Annotated in this window: 16 protein-coding genes and 1 tRNA gene; 7 read left to right on the top strand and 10 right to left on the bottom strand. The window is 69.0% G+C overall.

Annotated elements, in window-relative coordinates; translation table 11 throughout:
• Positions 1-151: 151 nt before the first annotated feature.
• Genes ABZV31_RS09715 through ABZV31_RS09695 form a run of 5 tightly spaced genes read left to right on the top strand, consistent with a single transcriptional unit; the run spans position 152 to position 6609 of the window.
• The gene (locus tag ABZV31_RS09715; protein WP_355890498.1) at positions 152-916 is read left to right on the top strand and encodes a hypothetical protein; all 765 of its coding nucleotides are present in this window, start codon (positions 152-154) and stop codon (positions 914-916) included.
• The gene (locus ABZV31_RS09710; RefSeq protein WP_355890495.1) at positions 913-3096 is read left to right on the top strand and encodes a hypothetical protein; all 2184 of its coding nucleotides are present in this window, start codon (positions 913-915) and stop codon (positions 3094-3096) included. The genes ABZV31_RS09715 and ABZV31_RS09710 overlap by 4 nt, the downstream gene beginning before the upstream one ends.
• 55 nt (positions 3097-3151) lie before the next feature.
• The gene (locus ABZV31_RS09705; protein ID WP_355890492.1) at positions 3152-4756 is read left to right on the top strand and encodes a hypothetical protein; all 1605 of its coding nucleotides are present in this window, start codon (positions 3152-3154) and stop codon (positions 4754-4756) included.
• Positions 4753-5304: a Pycsar system effector family protein gene (locus tag ABZV31_RS09700; protein ID WP_355890489.1), complete on the top strand. Its 552-nt coding sequence runs from the start codon at positions 4753-4755 to the stop codon at positions 5302-5304. Before ABZV31_RS09705 ends, ABZV31_RS09700 begins: the two co-directional genes overlap by 4 nt.
• 51 nt (positions 5305-5355) lie before the next feature.
• Positions 5356-6609, top strand: a complete 1254-nt coding sequence (locus ABZV31_RS09695) for a M48 family metalloprotease (RefSeq protein WP_355890486.1) — start codon at positions 5356-5358, stop codon at positions 6607-6609.
• Positions 6610-6675: 66 nt separating this feature from the next.
• On the opposite strand, the gene ABZV31_RS09690 is transcribed toward ABZV31_RS09695, so the two are convergent.
• The 10 genes from ABZV31_RS09690 to ABZV31_RS09645 form a co-directional block, all read right to left on the bottom strand.
• On the bottom strand, positions 6676-10575 hold the full coding sequence (locus ABZV31_RS09690; RefSeq protein ID WP_355890483.1) for a DNA-directed RNA polymerase subunit beta': 3900 nt from the start codon (positions 10573-10575) through the stop codon (positions 6676-6678).
• A 97-nt stretch (positions 10576-10672) separates the two neighbouring features.
• A complete protein-coding gene (rpoB, locus tag ABZV31_RS09685) occupies positions 10673-14158 on the bottom strand; it encodes a DNA-directed RNA polymerase subunit beta (protein ID WP_355890480.1) in 3486 nt (1161 codons plus the stop codon).
• A gap of 589 nt (positions 14159-14747) precedes the next feature.
• The gene (rplL, locus tag ABZV31_RS09680; RefSeq protein WP_355890477.1) at positions 14748-15137 is read right to left on the bottom strand and encodes a 50S ribosomal protein L7/L12; all 390 of its coding nucleotides are present in this window, start codon (positions 15135-15137) and stop codon (positions 14748-14750) included.
• Between the two features lie 118 nt (positions 15138-15255).
• Positions 15256-15786, bottom strand: a complete 531-nt coding sequence (gene rplJ / locus ABZV31_RS09675) for a 50S ribosomal protein L10 (protein WP_355890474.1) — start codon at positions 15784-15786, stop codon at positions 15256-15258.
• A gap of 633 nt (positions 15787-16419) precedes the next feature.
• Complete coding sequence (locus ABZV31_RS09670) at positions 16420-17331, bottom strand: hypothetical protein (RefSeq protein ID WP_355890471.1); 912 nt, start codon at positions 17329-17331, stop codon at positions 16420-16422.
• A 136-nt stretch (positions 17332-17467) separates the two neighbouring features.
• Positions 17468-18193, bottom strand: coding sequence for a 50S ribosomal protein L1 (gene rplA / locus ABZV31_RS09665; RefSeq protein ID WP_355890468.1), 726 nt, complete (start codon positions 18191-18193; stop codon positions 17468-17470).
• Between the two features lie 100 nt (positions 18194-18293).
• On the bottom strand, positions 18294-18728 hold the full coding sequence (rplK, locus tag ABZV31_RS09660; protein ID WP_355890465.1) for a 50S ribosomal protein L11: 435 nt from the start codon (positions 18726-18728) through the stop codon (positions 18294-18296).
• A 208-nt stretch (positions 18729-18936) separates the two neighbouring features.
• Positions 18937-19806, bottom strand: coding sequence for a transcription termination/antitermination protein NusG (nusG, locus tag ABZV31_RS09655; RefSeq protein ID WP_355890462.1), 870 nt, complete (start codon positions 19804-19806; stop codon positions 18937-18939).
• Between the two features lie 81 nt (positions 19807-19887).
• Complete coding sequence (gene secE / locus ABZV31_RS09650; protein WP_355890459.1) at positions 19888-20175, bottom strand: preprotein translocase subunit SecE; 288 nt, start codon at positions 20173-20175, stop codon at positions 19888-19890.
• A 109-nt stretch (positions 20176-20284) separates the two neighbouring features.
• Positions 20285-20357 (bottom strand) — tRNA-Trp (locus ABZV31_RS09645).
• 260 nt (positions 20358-20617) lie between these two features.
• Between ABZV31_RS09645 and ABZV31_RS09640 the strand changes: the two genes are divergently transcribed.
• Positions 20618-21844, top strand: coding sequence for a pyridoxal phosphate-dependent aminotransferase (locus ABZV31_RS09640; RefSeq protein ID WP_355890456.1), 1227 nt, complete (start codon positions 20618-20620; stop codon positions 21842-21844).
• Positions 21845-21964: 120 nt separating this feature from the next.
• Positions 21965-22996, top strand: coding sequence for an adenosine deaminase (locus ABZV31_RS09635; RefSeq protein ID WP_355890453.1), 1032 nt, complete (start codon positions 21965-21967; stop codon positions 22994-22996).
• The last annotated feature ends 6 nt before the right edge of the window (positions 22997-23002 follow it).

Genomic DNA, 23002 nt, shown 5'->3' with positions numbered 1-23002 from the left:
CCCGTCCGGCGTTTGAGGACGAGGCCCTTCAGCCCGAAGCGGGGGTCCTGGGGCGGCAGCGGCCGGTGACGGCCACCTCACCCACCTCGCCGACCCGCCCCCGGCCCGCCGAACACCCCGCGCCCCCGAAGCCGCTTCTGATCTGCGGCGCATGCTCTACGACCTCTCCGACCGCACGATGGAGAGCGCGGGCATCGACGAGACCCGTCGGCAACGGGCCGACCGCGGGGACTCGGTGATGGAGCTGATCGATGCCAACGCCCCGGTCACGGCGCTGCTGCGGGCCCTTCTCACGGAGGTGCCGGCCCAGCTGAGGACGGTCAACCGCATGGCGTCGAGCTCGGCGCAGATCCGGCTGCGCGGTGTCCTCGCCACCGGCTACGTCGCCGTGGACCGGCACGACGGCTGGGTCGGCTCCGACCTCAACCACGCCTGCCGACTGCTGGATGCGGATGTCCTGCGCTCCGCCCTGCGCGAGCGCACCGCCAACTTCGCCCTGTGCGTCTCGGACGCCCTGTACGCCGGTGTCGTACGGCACGACCACCCGGGCATCCCGGCCGCCGACTTCCATCCGGTGACGGTGGCGAGCAAGAACGGCCCGCTGACGGCGTACCTGCACGGACCGGTGCCCGCGGGGGCAGTCGGAAAAGACCATGGTGACACGGGGAAGGGGGAGGCGCCGGGCGTTTTGGGGGACCGCCCGGCGCCGCAGGTTCCCGTGCCGAGCGGGACCCGTGAGTACCGCCCGGCGCCGGACGGAAAACGGGGAGCCCCGGCGCCGGGCACCATCTTCAACTTCGGCAACTCGCCTTCCTTCGGCGGCAGCCTGGTCGGCCGCGACCAGCACGGCGTCAGCGGCGGCCAGGTCACCGGCGACGTGCACCTCGGCGGACGTGAGCAAGGAGACGGCGCATGAGCACGGGCACCCCGGAACCGGAGAAGCCCAGACCGGCGGCCGGCCACGCCCCGGACCAGGACGACAAACCCGGCGAGGCCCAGCAGGGCGGCGAAGGCACCGAGGAACGCGACCAGCCGCAGGACGCCTGGGCGGCCCGGCGCGATCTGATCGACCACAGCCCCCGGTCCATGAACGTCGGCGACCGCGCCCGCTTCGGCGGCAGCCTGGTCGGCGGTGACCAGCACGGCGTCAGCGGCGGCCGGGTCACCGGCGACGTCATCATGGGCGGCAAGACGGAGATCCACTTCGCCATGCCGGGGATCTCCGCACCCACCTCCGCCTCCGGCGAGGTCCCGCGGATCACCCTCGAACGCCTGGCCGAGACCTTCGTCGCCGACGATAAGGTCATGACCGGCCTGCTCGACCGGCTGCGCCGCGACCGTGTCCTCATCCTGTCCGGCGCCCGCTTCACCGGCCGGCGCACAGCAGCCCTGATGCTGCTGCACCGGCTGGGCGCCACGCCCGTGCACACCCTGGCGCGCGACACCAGCCCGAACGTCCTCGCCGAGCGGTTCACCGCCGAGGACCAGGCCCGCGGCCACGTCCTGTGCGACCTCACCACCCGCCGCGACCGCCCCCTGCGCGAACCGCACCTGCTCGCCGCGAAGGACCGGCTCGCCGAGCGGAACGGCTACCTGGTCATCACCGTCGGCCCCACTGCCGTACTGGAGGACGTACCCGCCGTCGAGTGGCAGCCGCCCGCCGCGGCCGACGTCCTCGCCGCGCATCTGCGCACCCGCACCGACGACGAGACCGCCGCCAAGCTGCTCGGCCTGCCGGACGTGGCGGAGTTCCTGGACCGCGACCACCAGCTGCGTGAGGTCGCCGCCTTCGCCCAGTTACTGGGCCGGTACGCGGCCGGGGAGGTCACCGAGGACGCGGTCGCCCAGTTCTCGCTGGCCTCTCTGGAGAACCAGGTGCAGGAGTGGTTCGAGGAGGACGAGAGCGCGGTCCACCTGCGCGACAAGGCATTCCTGGTCGCACTGGCCGCCTTCGACGGCGGCCCCTACGCCCTCACCGCCGAACTGAGCGACCTGCTCTACCGCTTCTTGCAGCAGACCGAGAACCCGGCCCGCGTCCCCGAGGTCCCCGTCTTCGGCACCCACATCGGCAAGCGCGTGCAGCTCGCCCGCGCGAAGACGTACGAGGAGGACGAGCACACCGAGTGGGGCCCGGTGACCCAGCGGAAGGCCGCGTTCCGCGACGAGCGGGCCTCGCTGGTGCTGCTGCGCGAGGTGTGGACGGGCCACCCGTCCGCCCGGCCCGCGCTCGTCCAGTGGCTGCGACACCTCGCCGAGGACGGCCGCCCCCTGGTCCGTACCCGCGCCGCATCCACCGTCGCCGTCCTCGCCCGCACCGACCTGCCCTCGGCGATGGCCCTCGTCATCGAACCGTGGGCCACCTCCCGGCGGTTCCGGGAGCGGCTGGTCGCGGTCAACTCCCTCACCCTCGCCCACCTCATCGGCACCCCCAACATCCCGCGCATCCTCGACGACTGGTGCGAGGACGACGACCCGCGGCTGCGCTGGGTGGCCGTACGGTCGTACGGGCTCATCGGACCGGAACGCCCCGAGCAGGCCCTCGCCGCACTGCGCGGCGCCGCGCGCCGGCTCTACGAGGACGACCCCGACGACCTGGACGAAGAGGTGGCCGGCGAACTCGCCGAGGCCGTGGAGCTGCTGCTGCTCTCCCCCGCCAGCGAGCGGGTCCTCGCCGAACTGCGGACCCACCTCGACGACGACCGCGCCGTACGCGACCTCACGCGCGCGGGCTTCGTCAACGCCTGCCGCCGTACCGAGGACGACGAACGCTACGGCACCCCACTCGTCCTCGCCTGGTACTCCCGCGCGGTGTCCGAGGGTGGCCCCGCCGCCCACGGCATCCCGCACCTGTGGCGGGCCGCCCTGTCCGACGCCCACTCCACCCGGCACGCGCTCGACGTGCTGCGCGAGTGGGTCCTGATCGCCGACCACTCCACGGCCACCGAGTGGGCGCTGGCCGCCCTGCTCCCGGCCCTCGTCACCACGCCCGCCGAACTCCAGCGGCTGAGCCACCTGCTGCGCACCATGCCCGGCGAGGACGGCAACCCCCCGCCCCCGGTGGCGGCCCGCCTGCTGACCACCCTTCCCACCCGCTGACCCACGTGAGGACGACCCGCCTCCCTCCGCGGGTACGTCCGAGGAGACACGCCCCATGCCCCGCTTCCCCGAGTGGCAACAGGATGCCGACCGGCACAGCCATCTGATCGACCCGGTCCTCACCGTGCGGCAACTGTCGCGCTTCGAGTTCAGCCTGAAGTCGTACGTCCGCATCGATCACGCCCTGGTCTTCTCCACCGCCAAGGGCGAGTACGAGGCGTATCTGCCGCCCCGGCGGCCGACGCGCACCGAGGTCGTGGCGAAGCACTACACGTCCGTCTACGAGGTGGACATGGGCGTCCACCCGCACACCGCTCACCTCACCCTGCCCAGCGCCAACGACGCCCTCGAGTTCACAGCCGAGGTCGACCTGTCCTGGCAGGTCCTCGACCCGGCCCGGTTCGTGGCCAGCGGCCACCGGGACGTGCCCGGCCTGCTGCTCGGCGAACTCCAGCAGGCAGCCCGCCCGGTGACCCGCCGCTTCGCCATCGCCGACAGCGCGGCCGCCGAGGCGGAACTGCTGGAACGGATGCACCTGCTCGGCCCCCTCGGCGCCCCCGCCGGCCTACAGGTCACCTGGACCCTGCGACTGCGGCGCGACCAGGCCAACATCGACCACGAACTGCGCCAGCAGGCCATCGACCACGCCGCCGCCGAGCAGATCCGCGCGGCACAGCGGGGCATGGAAGTCGACGTCGAGATCGACCGCCGCAACCGGCAACAGGACCGGCTGCAGATCGAACGCGCCACGGCATACGGCGACCAGCAGCAGGAACTGCTCCTCCAACAGCAGCGGTGGCAGCACGAGCGGGCGCTGCTGTCCGGGCAGCAGCAGCTGGAACTGCAGCGGATCGAGGCGGAGAAGATCGCCTTCTACCAGTGGCATCTGCAGCAGGGCGGTGTCCACACCTGGGCCCTGCACCTGGCCCAGCACCCGGAGGACTCCCACCTGGTCATGACCAGCATGCGGGAGGACCAACTCCGCATGATCCAGGCCCAGATGGACCTGGTGAAGCAGCTCCTGAGCGGCGACTCCGCCGAGAACTGGGAACTGGAGGGCCCCAAGCAACTGGCCCTGCGCACGGTCAACGACATCCTCAACCAACGCCTCCCGGGCGTCCCGCAGACCCCACCGCCCCTGCCGCAGGGGGGCGGACCGGCGTACCCGGGGGCGGCGATCCCGCCGGAAGGCGGCGGGGGGCAGCCGGGGCCGGCAGGACAGCCCGGTTCGGCGGAGGACGTACAAGGCGCCGCGGACACCGACCCACAGCACGAGATGGCGCAGGCCACGGAGGGCGAGGCACAGCCCCCGGGCGGGCACGCGGCGCCAACGGGGCCGTATCCGACGGGCCCGTACCCGGGCGCGGCGGCGACCGTCCCCGGCCCGTACGGAGTCCCCGGCGCGCCCACGATGCCCGGCACCACGGGCCCTACGCCCTACGCTCCGCCGCCCCCGGGACATGTCCCACCGCCTCCGCCGGGCGTCCCGGGGCCGTATCCCGGTGTCCCGGCGTCGCCCCCGTCCGCTGCCGTGCCCCAACCCCCCGCCTGGCAGCCCCCGCCCGGCTACGGCAGCACCCCGACCCTGCCCGCCCAGAACGTGCCTGACGCCGCCACTCCTGCGGACGCGGCCAACAACGTGGAGGACAGCGGCACATGACCACGCTCGACCCCACGCCGGTGCCCGCGCCCCGCCCTGACGACACCGGCACGGCCGCCGACCTCATCCCCCTCTGCGAACGTCTCCTCACCGAGCTGCGCAACGAGGTTGCCCGCGCCGACAGCAAGGCGTCCGTCCTGGTCGCCGCCCTGGGTATGACCGCCGGCGTGTTCACCGGGGTGCTCGCCGGGCGGGACTGGACTCCGAGCGCCCTCTCCACCGCGGGCACCGTGCTGTGGTGGGCCGGGACCGGAACCCTCGGGTTCTCCCTGTTCGCCCTGCTGCTGGCCGTCCTGCCCCGCTACCGCTCCGAGAAGTGGACGCCCGGCCGGCCCCTGTCCTACTTCGGCGACATCCAACAGGCCATCCGGCTTGGCCAGTTGGAAACCGCGCTCGGCAACACTTGGCGCGACCCCACTGCCGGGCTGACCACCGCCCTCGCCGAGCTGAGCCGGATCGCCGCACGCAAGCACCAGTGGATCCGCACCGGTCTGATCGCCTTCTGCACCGGCACGGTCCTGCTGCCCGCCTCCCTACTGATCGGCTGACGGCCCGTCGCGCAAGCCGTCCCCGCCAACTCGAAGAAACTAGGAACCACCGTGACCCAGCCACCGCCCGAATTCCCCCGGGCCCCGGAGTACCCCACCCAGGCGGCCCAGCCACAGGTACCGCCCCAGTACCCGCAGTCGGCCCAACCACCTCAGCACCCGCAGCTGCCGCCCCAGTACCCGCAGCAGCCGCCCACGTACCCGCCGCCGTCCCAGCCGCCCCGGTATCCGCAGGCCGCCGCTCCGATCCCCCCGCAATACCCGCTGGCCTCCGCACCGGTCCCCCCGCAGTACCCCCAGAGCCCTCCCCCCACGCCCTCCGCTCCCCCATCCCCCGACGACCCCTCCCACCCCCACCACATCAACACCGACGTCCGCCGTATCCACATCTCCAGCCACCAACGCCGCACAGACGCCACAGCGGTCGGCAATCTGCTCCTCTACCTGCCGCATTTCCTCTGCAGCTTCTTCGTCGTCGGCCTGGTCGCCTCCTTCTTCGGCGGTCTCGCGATCGTGGTGATCCTGCTCTGGCTCGCCAGCGGCGCACTCGTGTTTTACCGCCCCGCGGAAAGCGCCCTTGCGCGCTATGCGCTCCGTCTGCGCTACCCCACTCCACAAGAACGAGCCAGACTCGAACCGGTCTGGCGGGAAGTCACGGCCCGGGCCGGCGTCGAGGGCCGCACGTACCAGCTCTGGGTCGAGGACAGCGACAGCCTCAACGCGGTCGCCGCGGCCGGCCACATCGTCGGCGTCACCCGCTTCGCCATGAACGAGCTCCCCAACGGCGAGCTGGCCGCCGTCATGGCCCACGAGCTGGGCCACCACGTCGGCGGTCACGCCTGGTCCGGGCTCCTCGGCTACTGGTATGCGTTGCCCGGCCGGATCACCTGGCGCTTCCTGAAGGGGTTCGCCGCCGTCTTCTTCCACGTCTCACGCGCCTTCGGCTGCTTCGGGGTCGCCTTCGTCGTGCTGGGCATCGGCGGCATCGCCATGGCGACGATCAGCTCGCTCTACGGGCTGCCGCTGCTGATCCTGGGCATGCCGTACGCGCTCGCCGCCGTCGGCCGCCGCGCCGAGCTGCGCGCCGACGCACACGCGGCCGCCCTCGACTTCGCCGGGCCGTTGGCCGCCGTACTCGACAAACTGCACCAGCAGGAGCAGCAGGCGCAGGCCGCGCTCACCGCCGAGAACGGCGGCGTGCCCCCCGCGGAGAGCCCGCTGAGCAAGCTGCTCTCCTCCCACCCCGACTACCACACCCGGCTGCACCACCTGCAGCCGTACCTCCAGGGGCAGCGGTCGTACTAAAAGCCCAGACACGCCGAAGGGCGGCCACCCCCTGGGGGTGACCGCCCTTCACCTCATGCTGCTCGCTTACTGGTTGTACGGACCGTAGTCGTAGTCCTCCAGCGGCACAGCCTGGCCGGAGCTCGTGCCGAACGGCGAGTAGTCGATGTCGTCGTAGCCCACGGCCGAGTACATCGCGGCCTTGGCCTCCTCGGTCGGCTCGACCCGGATGTTGCGGTAGCGGGCCAGGCCCGTACCGGCCGGGATGAGCTTACCGATGATGACGTTCTCCTTGAGGCCGATCAGGGAGTCGGACTTGGCGTTGATCGCCGCGTCCGTGAGGACCCTGGTCGTCTCCTGGAAGGACGCCGCCGACAGCCAGGACTCGGTCGCCAGCGAGGCCTTGGTGATACCCATGAGCTGCGGACGACCGGAAGCCGGGTGACCGCCCTCCTGGACCACACGACGGTTCTCCTGCTCGAACTTCGAGCGCTCGACCAGCTCGCCGGGCAGCAGCTCGGCGTCGCCGGACTCGATGATCGTCACGCGGCGGAGCATCTGCCGGATGATGATCTCGATGTGCTTGTCGTGGATCGACACACCCTGCGAGTTGTACACCTTCTGGACCTCGCCGACCAGGTGGACCTGGACGGCACGCTGGCCCAGGATGCGCAGCACGTCGTGCGGGTTGGTGGCACCCACGGTGAGCTTCTGGCCCACCTCGACGTGCTCGCCCTCGCTGACCAGGAGTCGGGCGCGCTTCGAGATCGGGTAGGACGTCTCGTCGCTGCCGTCGTCCGGCGTGATGACGATCTTCTTGGTCTTCTCGGTCTCCTCGATCCGGACACGGCCGGAGGCCTCGGAGATCGGGGCGACACCCTTCGGCGTACGGGCCTCGAAGAGCTCGACGACACGCGGCAGACCCTGGGTGATGTCGTCACCGGCCACACCACCGGTGTGGAAGGTACGCATCGTCAGCTGGGTACCGGGCTCACCGATGGACTGGGCGGCGATGATGCCGACCGCCTCACCGATGTCGACCAGCTTGCCGGTGGCCAGCGAGCGGCCGTAGCACATGGCGCAGGTGCCGACGGCGGACTCGCAGGTCAGGACCGAGCGGGTCTTGACCTCCTCGACGCCCTGGAGGATGAGCTCCTCGATGAGCACGTCACCCAGGTCGGTGCCGGCCGGGGCCAGCACCTTGCCGTCGACCACGATGTCCTCGGCGAGGCAGCGCGCGTACACGGACGTCTCGACGTTCTCCGCCTTGCGCAGCACGCCGTCGGCGCCGCGCTCGGCGATCCGCAGCTTGAGGCCGCGGTCGGTGCCGCAGTCCTCCTCGCGGATGATGACGTCCTGCGAGACGTCCACCAGACGGCGGGTCAGGTAACCCGAGTCGGCGGTACGCAGAGCGGTGTCCGCCAGACCCTTACGGGCACCGTGCGTGGAGATGAAGTACTCCAGCACGGACAGACCCTCACGGAAGGACGCCTTGATCGGACGCGGGATCGTCTCGTTCTTCGCGTTCGACACCAGACCACGCATACCGGCAATCTGACGCATCTGCATCATGTTGCCTCGTGCACCCGAGTTCACCATCATGAAGATCGGGTTGGTCTTCGGGAAGTTGTCGTTCATCGCCTCGGCGACCTCGTTGGTCGCCTTGGTCCAGATCGCGATGAGCTCCTGCGTCCGCTCGTCCTTGGTGATCAGACCGCGCTCGTACTGCTTCTGGACCTTCTCGTCCTGCGCCTCGTAGCCCTTGACGATCTCCTTCTTCGCCTCGGGAACGACGACGTCGGAGATGGCGACGGTGACGCCGGAACGGGTGGCCCAGTAGAAGCCGGCCGCCTTCAGGTTGTCGAGCGTGGCCGCCACGATGACCTTCGGGTAGCGCTCGGCGAGGTCGTTGACGATCTCGGAGAGCTGCTTCTTGCCGACCTCGAAGTCGACGAACGGGTAGTCCTCGGGCAGCAGCTCGTTGAAGAGCGCGCGGCCCAGGGTCGTCCTCAGACGGAAGGAGTCACCCTGCTGCCACTCCGGCTCGCCCTCCTCACGCGCCGGCGGGGTCCAGCCGCGCGGCGGGATGGTGCCCACCGGGAAGCGGATGTCGACCGGCGCCTGGAGCGACAGCTCGCCCGCGTCGAACGCCATGATCGCCTCGGCGACCGACGCGAAGGAGCGGCCCTCGCCCTTGACGTCGCGGCCCTCGGCGTCGGTGGTGAGGAAGAACAGGCCCAGCACCATGTCCTGGGTCGGCATCGTCACCGGACGGCCGTCGGCCGGCTTGAGGATGTTGTTCGAGGACAGCATCAGGATGCGGGCCTCGGCCTGCGCCTCCGCGGACAGCGGCAGGTGCACGGCCATCTGGTCACCGTCGAAGTCCGCGTTGAACGCGGTGCAGACGAGCGGGTGGATCTGGATGGCCTTGCCCTCGACCAGCTGCGGCTCGAAGGCCTGGATGCCGAGGCGGTGCAGCGTGGGCGCACGGTTCAGCAGAACCGGGTGCTCCGCGATGACCTCTTCCAGCACGTCGTACACGACCGTGCGGCCGCGCTCGACCATGCGCTTGGCGCTCTTGATGTTCTGCGCGTGGTTCAGGTCGACCAGGCGCTTCATCACGAACGGCTTGAACAGCTCCAGCGCCATCGCCTTCGGCAGACCGCACTGGTGCAGCTTCAGCTGCGGACCGACGACGATCACGGAACGCGCCGAGTAGTCGACACGCTTACCGAGCAGGTTCTGACGGAAGCGGCCCTGCTTACCCTTCAGCATGTCGCTGAGGGACTTCAGCGGGCGGTTGCCGGGGCCCGTGACCGGGCGGCCGCGACGACCGTTGTCGAAGAGGGCGTCAACGGCCTCCTGAAGCATGCGCTTCTCGTTGTTGACGATGATCTCGGGCGCGCCGAGGTCGAGCAGCCTCTTCAGACGGTTGTTGCGGTTGATGACACGGCGGTACAGGTCGTTCAGGTCGGAGGTCGCGAAGCGGCCACCGTCCAGCTGCACCATCGGACGCAGGTCCGGCGGGATGACCGGCACGCAGTCCAGGACCATGCCCTTGGGGCTGTTGGACGTCTGCAGGAACGCGGAGACGACCTTCAGGCGCTTCAGGGCACGGGTCTTCTTCTGGCCCTTGCCGGTACGGATGATCTCGCGGAGCTTCTCGGCCTCCTCCTCGAGGTCGAAGGACTCCAGGCGCTTCTGCAGCGCCGCGGCACCCATCGAGCCGTCGAAATACGTGCCGAAGCGGTCGCGCAGCTCGCGGTAGAGCAGCTCGTCGCCCTCGAGGTCCTGGACCTTGAGGTTCTTGAACCGGTTCCACACCTCGTCGAGGCGGTCGATCTCGCGCTGGGCGCGGTCGCGCAGCTGCTTCATCTCGCGCTCGGCGCCCTCGCGCACCTTGCGGCGCACGTCGGCCTTGGCGCCCTCGGCCTCCAGCTCGGCCAGGTCGGCCTCGAGCTTCTTGGCGCGGGCCTCCAGGTCGGCGTCGCGGCGCTGCTCGATCTGCTGGCGCTCGACGGAGACGTGGGCCTCCAGCGAGGGCAGGTCGCGCTGCCGGCGCTCCTCGTCGACGTACGTGATCATGTACGCCGCGAAGTAGATGACCTTCTCCAGGTCCTTCGGGGCCAGGTCGAGCAGGTAGCCCAGGCGCGACGGGACGCCCTTGAAGTACCAGATGTGCGTGACGGGCGCGGCCAGCTCGATGTGGCCCATCCGCTCACGGCGCACCTTGGCGCGCGTGACCTCGACGCCACAGCGCTCGCAGATGATGCCCTTGAAACGGACGCGCTTGTACTTGCCGCAGTAGCACTCCCAGTCCCGGGTGGGGCCGAAGATCTTCTCGCAGAAGAGGCCGTCCTTTTCCGGCTTGAGGGTGCGGTAGTTGATGGTCTCGGGCTTCTTGACCTCGCCGTGGCTCCACTGACGGATGTCGTCAGCGGTGGCCAGGCCGATCCGGAGCTCGTCGAAGAAGTTGACGTCGAGCACTATGCGTCAATCCCTCTCAGGGTCGTAAGTCTTTGGGTCTGATACGGGGGTCCTGGGGCCGGCCGGGACTCGGGACGGAGTCCCGGCCGGACTCCCGTCAGACCTCTTCGACGCTGCTCGGCTCGCGCCGGGACAGGTCGATGCCGAGCTCCTCCGCAGCGCGGAAGACGTCCTCGTCGGTGTCACGCATCTCGATGGACATACCGTCGCTGGACAGCACCTCCACGTTCAGGCAGAGAGACTGCATCTCCTTGATGAGCACCTTGAAGGACTCGGGGATGCCGGGCTCGGGGATGTTCTCGCCCTTGACGATGGCCTCGTAGACCTTCACGCGGCCGGTGACGTCGTCGGACTTGATGGTCAGCAGCTCCTGGAGCGCGTAGGCGGCGCCGTAGGCCTCGAGGGCCCACACCTCCATCTCGCCGAAGCGCTGGCCACCGAACTGGGCCTTACCACCCAGCGGCTGCTGGGTGATCATCGAGTACGGACCGGTCGAGCGGGCGTGCAGCTTGTCGTCGACCAGGTGGTGCAGCTTCAGGATGTACATGTAGCCGACCGAGATCGGGTCCGGGAACGGCTCACCGGATCGGCCGTCGAACAGCCGGGCCTTGCCGGACGGGAGGACCAGGCGGTCGCCGTCACGGTTCGGGATGGTGTGTTCCAGCAGACCGGCCAGCTCGTCCTCGCGGGCACCGTCGAAGACCGGGGTCGCCACGTTGGTACGCGGCTCGACGCGGTCCGCGCCGATGGCCTGCAGGCGCTGCGCCCACTCGTCGGCCAGGCCGGAGACGTCCCAGCCCTGGCTGGCGAGCCAGCCGAGGTGGATCTCCAGGACCTGTCCCGGGTTCATTCGGGACGGCACACCCAGCGGGTTGAGGATGATGTCGACCGGGGTGCCGTCCTCCAGGAACGGCATGTCCTCGATCGGCAGGATCTTGGAGATGACACCCTTGTTGCCGTGGCGGCCGGCGAGCTTGTCACCGTCGGTGATCTTGCGCTTCTGCGCCACGTAGACGCGGACCAGCTGGTTCACGCCCGGCGGCAGCTCGTCGCCCTCCTCGCGGTCGAAGACGCGCACGCCGATGACCTTGCCGGTCTCGCCGTGCGGCACCTTCAGCGAGGTGTCACGGACCTCACGGGCCTTCTCACCGAAGATCGCGCGCAGCAGGCGCTCCTCGGGGGTCAGCTCGGTCTCACCCTTCGGGGTGACCTTGCCGACGAGGATGTCGCCGGCGATGACCTCGGCACCGATGCGGATGATGCCGCGCTCGTCGAGGTCGGCGAGGACCTCCTCGGAGACGTTCGGGATGTCCCGGGTGATCTCCTCGGGGCCGAGCTTGGTGTCACGGGCGTCGACCTCGTGCTCCTCGATGTGGATTGAGGAGAGGACGTCGTCCTGCACGAGGCGCTGCGACAGGATGATCGCGTCCTCGTAGTTGTGACCCTCCCACGGCATGAACGCCACGAGCAGGTTCTTGCCCAGCGCCATCTCGCCGTTCTGGGTGGCCGGACCGTCGGCGAGGACCTGGCCCTCGACGACCCGGTCGCCCTCGTTGACGATGACCTTCTGGTTGACCGAGGTGCCCTGGTTGGAGCGGGCGAACTTGGCCAGGCGGTACGTGATGTACGTGCCGTCGTCGTTGGCGGTGGTGATGTAATCCGCGGAGACCTCCTGGACCACACCGGACTTCTCCGCCTTGACGACGTCGCCGGCGTCGACGGCGGAGCGGTACTCCATGCCGGTGCCGACGAGCGGGGCCTCCGCCTGGATCAGCGGAACGGCCTGGCGCATCATGTTCGCGCCCATGAGGGCACGGTTGGCGTCGTCGTGCTCGAGGAAGGGGATCATGGCGGTCGCGACCGACACCATCTGGCGCGGCGAGACGTCCATGTAGTCGACGTCCTCGGGGCTGACGTAGTCGACCTCGCCGCCACGGCGGCGGACCAGGACGCGGTTCTCGGCGAAGCGCATCTCGTCCGTCAGGGTGGCGTTGGCCTGCGCGATGACGAATCGGTCCTCTTCGTCGGCCGTCAGGTAGTCGACCTGGTCGGTAACCCGGCCGTCGGTGACCTTGCGGTACGGCGTCTCGACGAAACCGAACGCGTTCACGCGACCGTAGGTGGCGAGCGAGCCGATCAGACCGATGTTCGGGCCTTCAGGGGTCTCGATCGGGCACATGCGGCCGTAGTGCGACGGGTGGACGTCACGGACCTCGAAGCCGGCCCGCTCACGGGACAGACCACCCGGACCCAGCGCGGACAGACGCCGCTTGTGCGTCAGCCCGGACAGCGGGTTGTTCTGGTCCATGAACTGGGACAGCTGGCTGGTGCCGAAGAACTCCTTGATGGAGGCGACGACCGGCCGGATGTTGATCAGGGTCTGCGGCGTGATCGCCTCGACGTCCTGCGTGGTCATGCGCTCGCGCACGACGCGCTCCATACGGGCCAGACCCGTGCGGACCTGGTTCTGGATGAGCTCGCCGACGCTGCGCAGGCGGCGGTTGCCGAAGTGGTCGATGTCGTCGGTCTCGACGACGACCGGCTGGCCGTTGTCACCGACCGTCTCGGTCTCGCCGGCGTGCAGCTTCACCAGGTACTTGATCGTCGCGATGATGTCCTCGACGGTCAGGATGCCCGCGTCCAGCGGGGTGTCCGTACCCAGCTTCTTGTTGACCTTGTAGCGGCCGACCTTGGCGAGGTCGTAGCGCTTGGGGTTGAAGTACAGGTTCTCCAGCAGCGTCTGCGCGGCCTCGCGCGTGGGGGGCTCGCCCGGGCGCAGCTTGCGGTAGATGTCGAGCAGCGCGTCGTCCTGGCCCTGGGTGTGGTCCTTCTCCAGGGTGGCGCGCATCGACTCGTACTCGCCGAACTCCTCGAGAATCTGCTCGTTGGTCCAGCCGAGCGCCTTCAGGAGGACGGTCACGGACTGCTTGCGCTTGCGGTCGATGCGGACACCGACCATGTCACGCTTGTCGATCTCCATCTCCAGCCAGGCACCCCGGGACGGGATGATCTTGGCGGAGAAGATGTCCTTGTCGGACGTCTTGTCGATGGAGGAGTCGAAGTAGACACCCGGCGAACGGACCAGCTGCGACACCACGACACGCTCGGTGCCGTTGATGACGAAGGTGCCCTTGTTCGTCATGAGCGGGAAATCGCCCATGAAGACGGTCTGGGACTTGATCTCGCCGGTCTCGTTGTTGGTGAACTCGGCCGTGACGAAGAGGGGCGCGGCGTAGGTGAAGTCGCGCTCCTTGCACTCGTCGATCGAGTTCTTCGGCGGCTCGAAGCGGTGGTCGCGGAACGTCAGCGACATCGACCCGGAGAAGTCCTCGATCGGGGAGATCTCCTCGAAGATCTCCTCGAGGCCGGACTTGGTGGGGACGTCCTGACCGTTCTCGAGAGCCTCCTCGACGCGAGCCTTCCATGCGTCGTTGCCGAGCAGCCAGTCGAAGCTCTCGGTTTGCAGCGCGAGAAGGTTCGGAACCTCGAGGGGCTCCTTGATCTTTGCAAAGGAAATGCGCAGCGGGGCGGTGCTGGCGCCGTTGTTCGTATTCGCGGTCGAGGCAGTGCGCGAGGCGGCCAAGAGGGGGTCCTTCCGAGGGCTCGGACTCACTACGCGCGTACCGGTCCCCCACCGCTGCACGAAGACAGGAATCCCAGGTCAGGGATCGTCCGGTCGTCGGGCTTCAGGCGAGGGCATGCCCCTGGTGACGGGCAGGGGACAGCTAACAGGCAGCGCAAAGGGTCAGTGTAGCCACTTGGCACACTGATGTCCAGTGCGGGTTTTTGGAGACCCTTGTTGTTGTCAACGCCTGCGCCATACCTGCCCTCAACGCACGTTCATACTGCCCTCTTCGTCGTCGATCCATGCCTCGGTTTCGGATCCTTGTGACGACGCGTCCTGAGAATTGCGCGCTGCGTGCGGTTCGTCAAGGCCCCCCTTGCCCACACCGGGTGCTGCCATCGTCACTTGCAGCCTGCCACGAGGAGCTCGGGGCAAGACGAAGATCACCATACCCCTCACGACCGTCGGTGCAAGGCAGCCGCCGCCGACCCTCCGGAACGCCGAAGAGCGACCACCCGGATGGATGATCGCTCTTCGGTGCGTGAGCGTTACAGCCCTACGGGACTGCTGTCAGCGCGCGGAGAGGTCGGAGAGACTCCGAAAGGTCTTACTTGACCTCGACGGAGGCGCCGGCACCCTTGAGGGCCTCGGCGGCCTTGTCGGCCTGCTCCTTGTTGACCTTCTCGAGGACCGGCTTCGGAGTGCCGTCGACAAGGTCCTTGGCCTCCTTCAGGCCCAGGGAGGTCAGCTCACGCACGACCTTGATGACCTGGATCTTCTTGTCGCCGGCGCCGGTGAGGATGACGTCGAACTCGTCCTTCTCCTCCTCGGCCGGGGTCTCAGCGCCGGCGGCACCGCCACCGGCGACGACGACCGGCGCGGCAGCGGCGGCGGTGACGTCGAACTTCTCCTCGAAGGCCTTCACGAACTCGGAGAGCTCGATGAGGGTCATCTCCTCGAACTGGGCAAGCAGCTCGTCCTGGGTGAGCTTCGCCATGATGGCGGTCCTTCCACTCAATCGGCAGGTGCCGGATGTACTGGGTAAGGCGGGCGTACGTCGGGCCCGCTGCGACCCTTGCCGCGCTCAGGCGGCGAGGATCAGAAAGCGAGCCGAATTACTCGGCACCGCCCTGCTCTTCCTGCTTGGCGCGCAGCGCGTCCACGGTGCGGACGAGCTTCGACGGCAGCGCCTGGAAGACGGAGGCAGCCTGGGACTGCTTCGCCTTGAAGGCACCGGCCAGCTTGGAAAGCAGAACCTCGCGGGACTCGAGGTCCGCAAGCTTCTTGATCTCGTCGGCGGACAGCGCCTTGCCGTCAAGGACACCGCCCTTGATAACGAGATTCGGGTTGTCCTTGGCGAAGTCACGGAGACCCTTCGCCGACTCCACCGGGTCACCGGTGACGAAGGCGACCGCCGTCGGACCGTTGAACAGGTCGTCCAGCGTCGTGATCCCGGCCTCGTTGGCCGCAATCTTGGTCAGCGTGTTCTTCACCACGGCGTAGTGGGCGTTCTCACCGAGCGATCGGCGCAGCGTCCTGATCTGCGCCACGGTGAGACCGCGGTACTCGGTCAGCACAGCGGCGCTCGAGTTGCGGAACTTATCCGTCAGCTCGGCAACCGCGGCAGCCTTGTCGGGCCTCGCCATAGAGCCTCGGCCTCCTTCCGGGTGATTCGGACCGCGCGGACCCGAAGGAGGACTGGGGAAAACGAAACGCCCCGGCGCAGGCGCACGGGGCGGACTCGACCGGGCGCACGCGCGACGACACACGTACTCCGGGAGTGCTTCCTCTGTCACCTGCGCGGGTCGTCCGCAGTTCAGCGGATCCTTCGGCCACCGCGCCCTCGTTCGAGCGCACGGCAACGACCAGCGGTCTTTGGCTTCTGTAGGAGGGTAAGGGAACGGGCCGCTGTCAAGCAAATCCGCCCCTGCGGTGCTCAGCAGTGGGCCTTCTTCAGCCGCTCGGCATGTCCACCGTGTCCGAGGCGGGCGGTGCCTTCACCGTCACCGGCGCACGGACGTGAGGGCCGCCGTTTTCCTGGCGGCCCTGGTGACGGCCGCCGCCGGCCCCGTGCCGACGCTCCGGGCGCGTCCTGAGTGCAGCCTGCCGCACCGCCGGCGAGCAGCAGAACCGCGAGTGCGGCGCCCATCGCTCTGCCGCGCGCAGAACCACGTCCAGACGATCTCATTGCTTCCCCCCAGGACACATATGGCTGATGCACAGCAAGATCGCGAGCGTGTCCCCGGGTGTGCGGGCGGTCCTTTGGATTCCCGTGGGCCTCAGGAGGTCGTGCCGGTCCCGCCGAATGTGCCGCCCCGCTTCTTCAGCAGGTCCTTGAAGTCCTCGGTGTCGCTCGCCGGGGGCTGCTGGGCGGACACCTTCACGCCGTAGTGGGTGTAGTAGGCGGTCTGGGTCATCCGGCCCATCGCCATCTGGGCCTGGGACACCTGCTTGACCAGCAGGTTCTGGTCGTTGACCCAGATGTCGACGGTTTCCGTGCTGACGCCGGCCTGGGTGAGCTGTTTCCGCAGCTGGTCCAGCTGGTTCCGGGTGAGGTGGGAGTTCTCGGCGGCGAGATCGTCGACGTTCACCGTACCCGCGTAGTGCGTGGTGTGCTGGCCTGCCACCGTCGCCTCGCCGACCTTCTTGACGTCGCCGGAGGCCAGCAGCAGCTTCACCGACTGGTTGGGCGTGGTGTTCTGCATCTGTTCCTTGAGGTACGCGCCGGAGCCGCCGGCCAGGGTGGCGAGGTCGTCGTAGCCGTACCGGAGCCAGTGCTTGCCGTCGGCCTGCCGGGCGAACCGGTCGCCCATGCGCGCGTAGTAGGCGTCCGGCAGGTAGCGCGCCTGCATGGAGCTGCTGTCGAGGCGGCGCATCGTGTCGGCCAGGCTGCCGCCGGTGTAGGTGAGCGTGAGCGTGCCGGTCAGGCCGTGGCCCCAGGCGAGGGTGCCGTGCGCCTCCATGGACATCAGCGTGCCGATGGTGGTCGTGGAGACGACCTTGGCGGAGTCGGCCCTGTCGGTGGACTGCTCGGCGGAGCGCAGGGCGGATATGGGACTGACGCGCGTCGCGCCCTGCCCGGCCGCGCCGTCGCCCTCGCCGGAGCCCGAGGAGCTGCAGGCGGCCACCCCCGTCAGCGCGGTCGCCGCCGCGATTGAGAGCGTCACGCGGCGCACGGTCGTGCTCTTCATTTCGTCCCACCCCTATGCGATTGCTGTGCTTCGCACGCTAGCGCAGGGCACTGACATGCGTACGAAAAGTGGGGGACGGGCCCCGCACCTGGAAAGGGTGCGGGGCCCGTCGTCCGACTGGGGTGAGCCGTCAGGCTCAGACCGCGGCCGGGTCCTCCTCGGCGAGGAGGTTGCGGGTGCGGTTCGGGTCGACCGGGATGCCGGGGCCCATCGTGGTGGTGATGGCGGCCTTCTTGATGTAGCGACCCTTCGCGGCGGACGGCTTCAGACGGAGGATCTCCTCCAGCGCCGCGCCGTAGTTCTCCACCAGCTTGGTGTCGTCGAACGACGTCTTGCCGATGATGAAGTGCAGGTTCGCGTGCTTGTCGACACGGAACTCGATCTTGCCGCCCTTGATGTCGGTGACGGCCTTGGCGACGTCCGGGGTCACGGTGCCGGTCTTCGGGTTCGGCATCAGACCACGGGGACCGAGCACGCGGCCGAGGCGGCCGACCTTGCCCATGAGGTCCGGGGTGGCGACGACGGCGTCGAAGTCCAGACGGCCCTTCGCCACCTCGTCGATCAGCTCGTCGGCACCGACGATGTCGGCGCCCGCGGCACGCGCGGCCTCGGCACGGTCGCCGGTCGCGAAGACCAGGACCCGGGCGGTCTTACCGGTGCCGTGCGGAAGGTTCACGGTGCCACGGACCATCTGGTCGGCCTTGCGCGGGTCGACACCCAGACGGAAGGCGACCTCGACGGTGCCGTCGAACTTGGTCGTGGAGGTCTCCTTGGCGAGACGGACGGCCTCGAGCGGGGCGTACAGCTTCTCCCGGTCGACCTTGGCGTCCGCAGCGCGGAGAGCCTTGCTGCGCTTGCTCACAACTGCTCCTGTGTGTTCTGAAGGAGTCGTGGTACGGGCCGAGCAGGCCCTTCCACGTGCGACAGACAACTGCTGCCGCGGGGTTCTACGAAGGTGGGGTTCAGCCCTCGATGGTGACGCCCATGGAACGGGCGGTGCCGGCGATGATCTTCTCGGCGGCGTTCAGGTCGTTGGCGTTGAGGTCGGGCATCTTGGTCTGGGCGATCTCGCGGACCTGCGCCTGGGTGATCTTGGCGACCTTGGTCTTGTGCGGCTCGCCGGAGCCCTTCTCGATGCCCGCAGCCTTCAGGATCATCTTGGCGGCCGGCGGAGTCTTGGTGATGAAGGTGAAGGAACGGTCCTCGTAGACCGTGATCTCCACCGGGATGACCCACCCGCGCTGCGACTCGGTCGCGGCGTTGTAGGCCTTGCAGAACTCCATGATGTTGACGCCGTGCTGACCCAGCGCCGGACCGACCGGCGGGGCCGGGTTGGCGGCGCCGGCCTGGATCTGGAGCTTGATGAGCCCCGTGACCTTCTTCTTCTTGGGAGGCATGTGCTCTCTCCGGGTCCTTAGTGAGAGTGTTTCGCCCCCATCCACCTGCCAGACCGCACGCGATCTCAGGGGAGATCGAGTGGATCATACGGATGGAGGCATACCGCACAACGATAACGGGTATCCATGCGCGGCCAAAAACCGAGCAGGTCAGGCCGGCTTTCGCAGCCGGCCTGACCTGCTCGGAAGTGCTCGGTCCGAAAGAACGTCAGTTCTTCTGGATCTGGTCGAAGGAGAGCTCGACCGGCGTCTCGCGGCCGAAGATCTCCACCAGGCCCTTGACCTTCTTCGAGTCGGGGTTGATCTCGTTGATGGTCGCCTGCAGCGTGGCGAACGGGCCGTCGGTGACGGTGACCGAGTCGCCGACCTCGAAGTCCAGCACCTGGACCTCGACCTTGCGCTGCGGGGCCGGCTTGCCCTCGGCCTCGGCGGCCTCGCGGGCGGCCTTCTCCTCGGCCTCCGGGGCGAGCATCTTGACGATCTCGTCCAGGGACAGCGGGTAGGGGTCGTAGGCGTTGCCGACGAAGCCCGTGACACCCGGGGTGTTGCGGACGACGCCCCAGGACTCGTTCGTCAGGTCCATGCGGACGAGGACGTATCCGGGCAGCTTGTTCTGCCGGACGGTCTTGCGCTCGCCGTTCTTGATCTGGACGATCTCTTCCTCGGGCACTTCGGCCTGGTAGATGAAGTCCTCGACGTTCAGCGAGACGGCGCGCTGCTCCAGGTTGGCCTTCACGCGCTTCTCGTAGCCGGCGTAGGTGTGGATGACGTACCACTCGCCGGGCAGCGTGCGCAGTTCCTCGCGGAGCTTCTCGACCGGGTCGAGCTCGGCCTCCGGCTCGTCGTCGGCCTCGTCGGACGCGGCCGCGGCCTCGCCCTCGGCGATCTCGTCCTCATCCACGACGTGGACAGCGGCCCGCTCGGCCGGCTCGCCCGCGGCGGCTTCAGCAGCCTCGGCCTCGTCGACCTCGTCCGCGCCCTCGACGATGTCGAGCTCGTCATCCACGGACTCGACATCCACGGGCTCGACAGCTTCCCCGCGAGGCTCGGTGGCGTCGTTCAGGTTCGGGTCAGACACGGTGGCTGCTTCTTCCTGGATACATAGGGGTGGAACATGCGAAAACGGGCGCCGGGATCCACGGCGCCCTTCGCTCTTGACTCAGCCGAAGACGTACTTGGCCGCGTGGTTGAGCCCATAGTCAATCACGGTCACCAGGGCAATCATGATGGCAACGAAGAAGATCACCACGGTGGTGTACGACGTCAGCTGATGGCGCGTGGGCCAGACGACCTTGCGGAGCTCCGCGATGATCTGACGGTAGAAGAGAGCAAGGCGCTTCAGCGGGCCCTTCTTGGCCCGCTTGCCGCCCTTGCGGGCCTTCTTCTTCGACTCCGGCACCTCGTCCTGGGCATCAGGCGTGTCGATGGAGCCCACGGCGTCCGTCATTCCGTCCTCACCTGATTCCGGGTCGTGGCCGTGCCGCGCCCGGTCTGAGCCGCACGGCGGTGCATTGCTGTACGTACATGCGCACACATCCTGGCGAAGGTGTGTGTAGCAGGGCCGGAGGGACTTGAACCCCCAACCGCTGGTTTTGGAGACCAGTGCTCTACCAATTGAGCTACGACCCTTTGTGTGCCCCCCAACGTACCGCATCCGACCGGATGCTCGGTGTGCACCTGGTGCGGCAGCGCTGCTGAAGGCCAACGAGGTGAGAGTGTACGTGGTCCGGCGCCGGTCGTCGAACAGGAAGTGCCCGTCGGGGATTTCCCGGCGGATGATCGCCCTGGCCGGGGTCCGGATCCGGACGGATGTTCAGGGGTCCGACCCATCCTGCTCAGTCTGTGAAACCCGCGTGCCGGGGGCGTTTCCGGTCTGAAACGATGGACTCATGAGCGCTGCAACCCCTCCCACCGAGCGCCGGGTCTCCGCCCGAGTCGGCGCGATCTCAGAGTCCGCCACCCTCGCGGTGGATGCCAAGGCCAAAGCCCTCAAGGCCGCCGGGCGTCCGGTGATCGGCTTCGGCGCCGGTGAGCCCGACTTCCCGACCCCGGACTACATCGTCGAGGCCGCGATCGAGGCCTGCAAGAACCCGAAGTACCACCGCTACACCCCGGCCGGCGGCCTGCCCGAGCTGAAGTCCGCGATCGCCGCCAAGACGCTGCGCGACTCCGGCTACGAGCCCGACGTCTCCCAGATCCTGGTCACCAACGGCGGCAAGCAGGCCATCTACGAGGCCTTCGCGGCGATCCTCGACCCCGGTGACGAGGTCATCGTGCCGGCGCCGTACTGGACGACGTACCCGGAGTCGATCCGCCTGGCCGGCGGTGTCCCGGTGGAGGTCGTCGCGGACGAAACCACCGGCTACCGCGTCACGGTCGAGCAGCTGGAGGCCGCCCGCACGGAGAAGACCAAGGTCGTCCTCTTCGTGTCCCCGTCCAACCCGACCGGCGCGGTGTACTCCGAGGCCGAGACCGAGGCGATCGGCCGCTGGGCCGTGGAGCACGGCCTTTGGGTGCTGACCGACGAGATCTACGAGCACCTGGTCTACGGCGACGCGGTCTCCGTGTCCCTGCCGGCGCTCCTGCCCGAGCTGCGCGACAAGTGCATCGTGGTCAACGGCGTCGCCAAGACGTACGCCATGACCGGCTGGCGCGTGGGCTGGATCATCGGCCCCAAGGACGTGGTGAAGGCCGCGACGAACCTCCAGTCGCACGCCACGTCGAACGTGTCGAACGTGGCGCAGGTGGCGGCCCTGGCCGCGGTCTCCGGCGACCTGGAGGCGGTCGCGAAGATGCGCGAGGCCTTCGACCGGCGCCGCAAGACCATCGTGCGGATGCTCAACGAGATCGACGGCGTCGTCTGCCCGGAGCCGGAGGGCGCGTTCTACGCCTACCCGTCGGTGAAGGCGCTGTTCGGCAAGGAGATCCGCGGCAAGCGCCCGCAGAACACGGTGGAGCTGGCCGCGCTCATCCTGGAGGAGGCCGAGGTCGCGGTCGTCCCGGGCGAGGCCTTCGGCACGCCGGGCTACCTGCGGCTGTCCTACGCCCTCGGTGACGAGGACCTGGTCGAGGGCGTGAGCCGGATCCAGAAGCTGCTGGCGGAGGCGCGGGACTGACGCACACGCGCGCGTGCGGGCCGTTTCCTTCCGGGGAGGCGGCCCGTTCCTTTGTGCGAGCAAGACCACGAACGGGGAAAGCGCTACCGGGACGCCAGGGAGGTACGGCAGGATCCTGGGATGGAGCGTGTACGTGATGTCTCTGAGCTGCCGAAAGCCCATCTGCACCTGCACTTCACCGGGTCGATGCGGCCCGCCACCCTGCTGGAACTGGCCGACAAGTACGGCGTACGGCTGCCCGAGGCGCTGACCGAGGCGCTGGTCAGCGGGGAGCCGCCGCGGCTGCGGGCGACGGACGAACGGGGCTGGTTCCGCTTCCAGCGGCTGTACGACGCGGCGCGCTCGTGCCTGAGAGAGCCGGAGGACATCCAGCGGCTGGTGCGCGAGGCGGCCGAGGAGGACCTGAAGGACGGCTCGGGCTGGCTGGAGATCCAGGTGGACCCGACGTCGTACGCGCCGCGCCTGGGCGGGCTGATCCCGGCTCTGGAGATCATCCTGGACGCGGTGGAGGCGGCGTCGCGGGAGACGGGCCTGGGCATGCGGGTCCTGGTCGCCGCGAACCGCATGAAGCACCCGCTGGACGCGCGCACACTGGCCCGCCTCGCCGTGCGCCACAAGGACCGCGGCGTGGTCGGCTTCGGCCTCTCGAACGACGAACGCCGGGGCATGGCACGGGACTTCGACCGGGCCTTTGCGATCGCGAGGGACGGCGGCCTGCTCTCGGCCCCGCACGGCGGCGAGCTGACGGGGCCGGCCTCGGTCCGCGACTGCCTGGACGACCTGCACGCCGACCGGGTGGGTCACGGGGTGCGCGCGGCGGAGGACCCGCGCCTGTTGAAGCGCCTGGCCGACAGGGGCGTGACGTGCGAGGTGTGCCCGGCGTCGAACGTCGCGCTCGGGGTGTACGAGAAGCCGGAGGACGTCCCGCTGCGGACGCTGTACGAGGCGGGCGTCCCGATGGCCCTGGGTGCGGACGACCCCCTGCTGTTCGGCTCCCGGCTGGCGGCCCAGTACGACATCGCCCGTCGCCACCACGGCTTCACGGACGAGCAACTGGCGGACCTGGCCCGCCAGTCGATCCGTGCGTCGGCGGCCCCGGAGGGCGTGCAGAGCAAGCTGCTGGCGGGGGTCGACGACTGGCTGGCGAACTGAGGCCGG

The organism is Streptomyces sp. NPDC005202, from assembly GCF_040608235.1.
In the GTDB taxonomy this organism is placed as follows: domain Bacteria; phylum Actinomycetota; class Actinomycetes; order Streptomycetales; family Streptomycetaceae; genus Streptomyces.
Note: the sequence above shows the minus strand (reverse complement) of the source record. Positions and strands in the feature narration are given on the sequence as shown.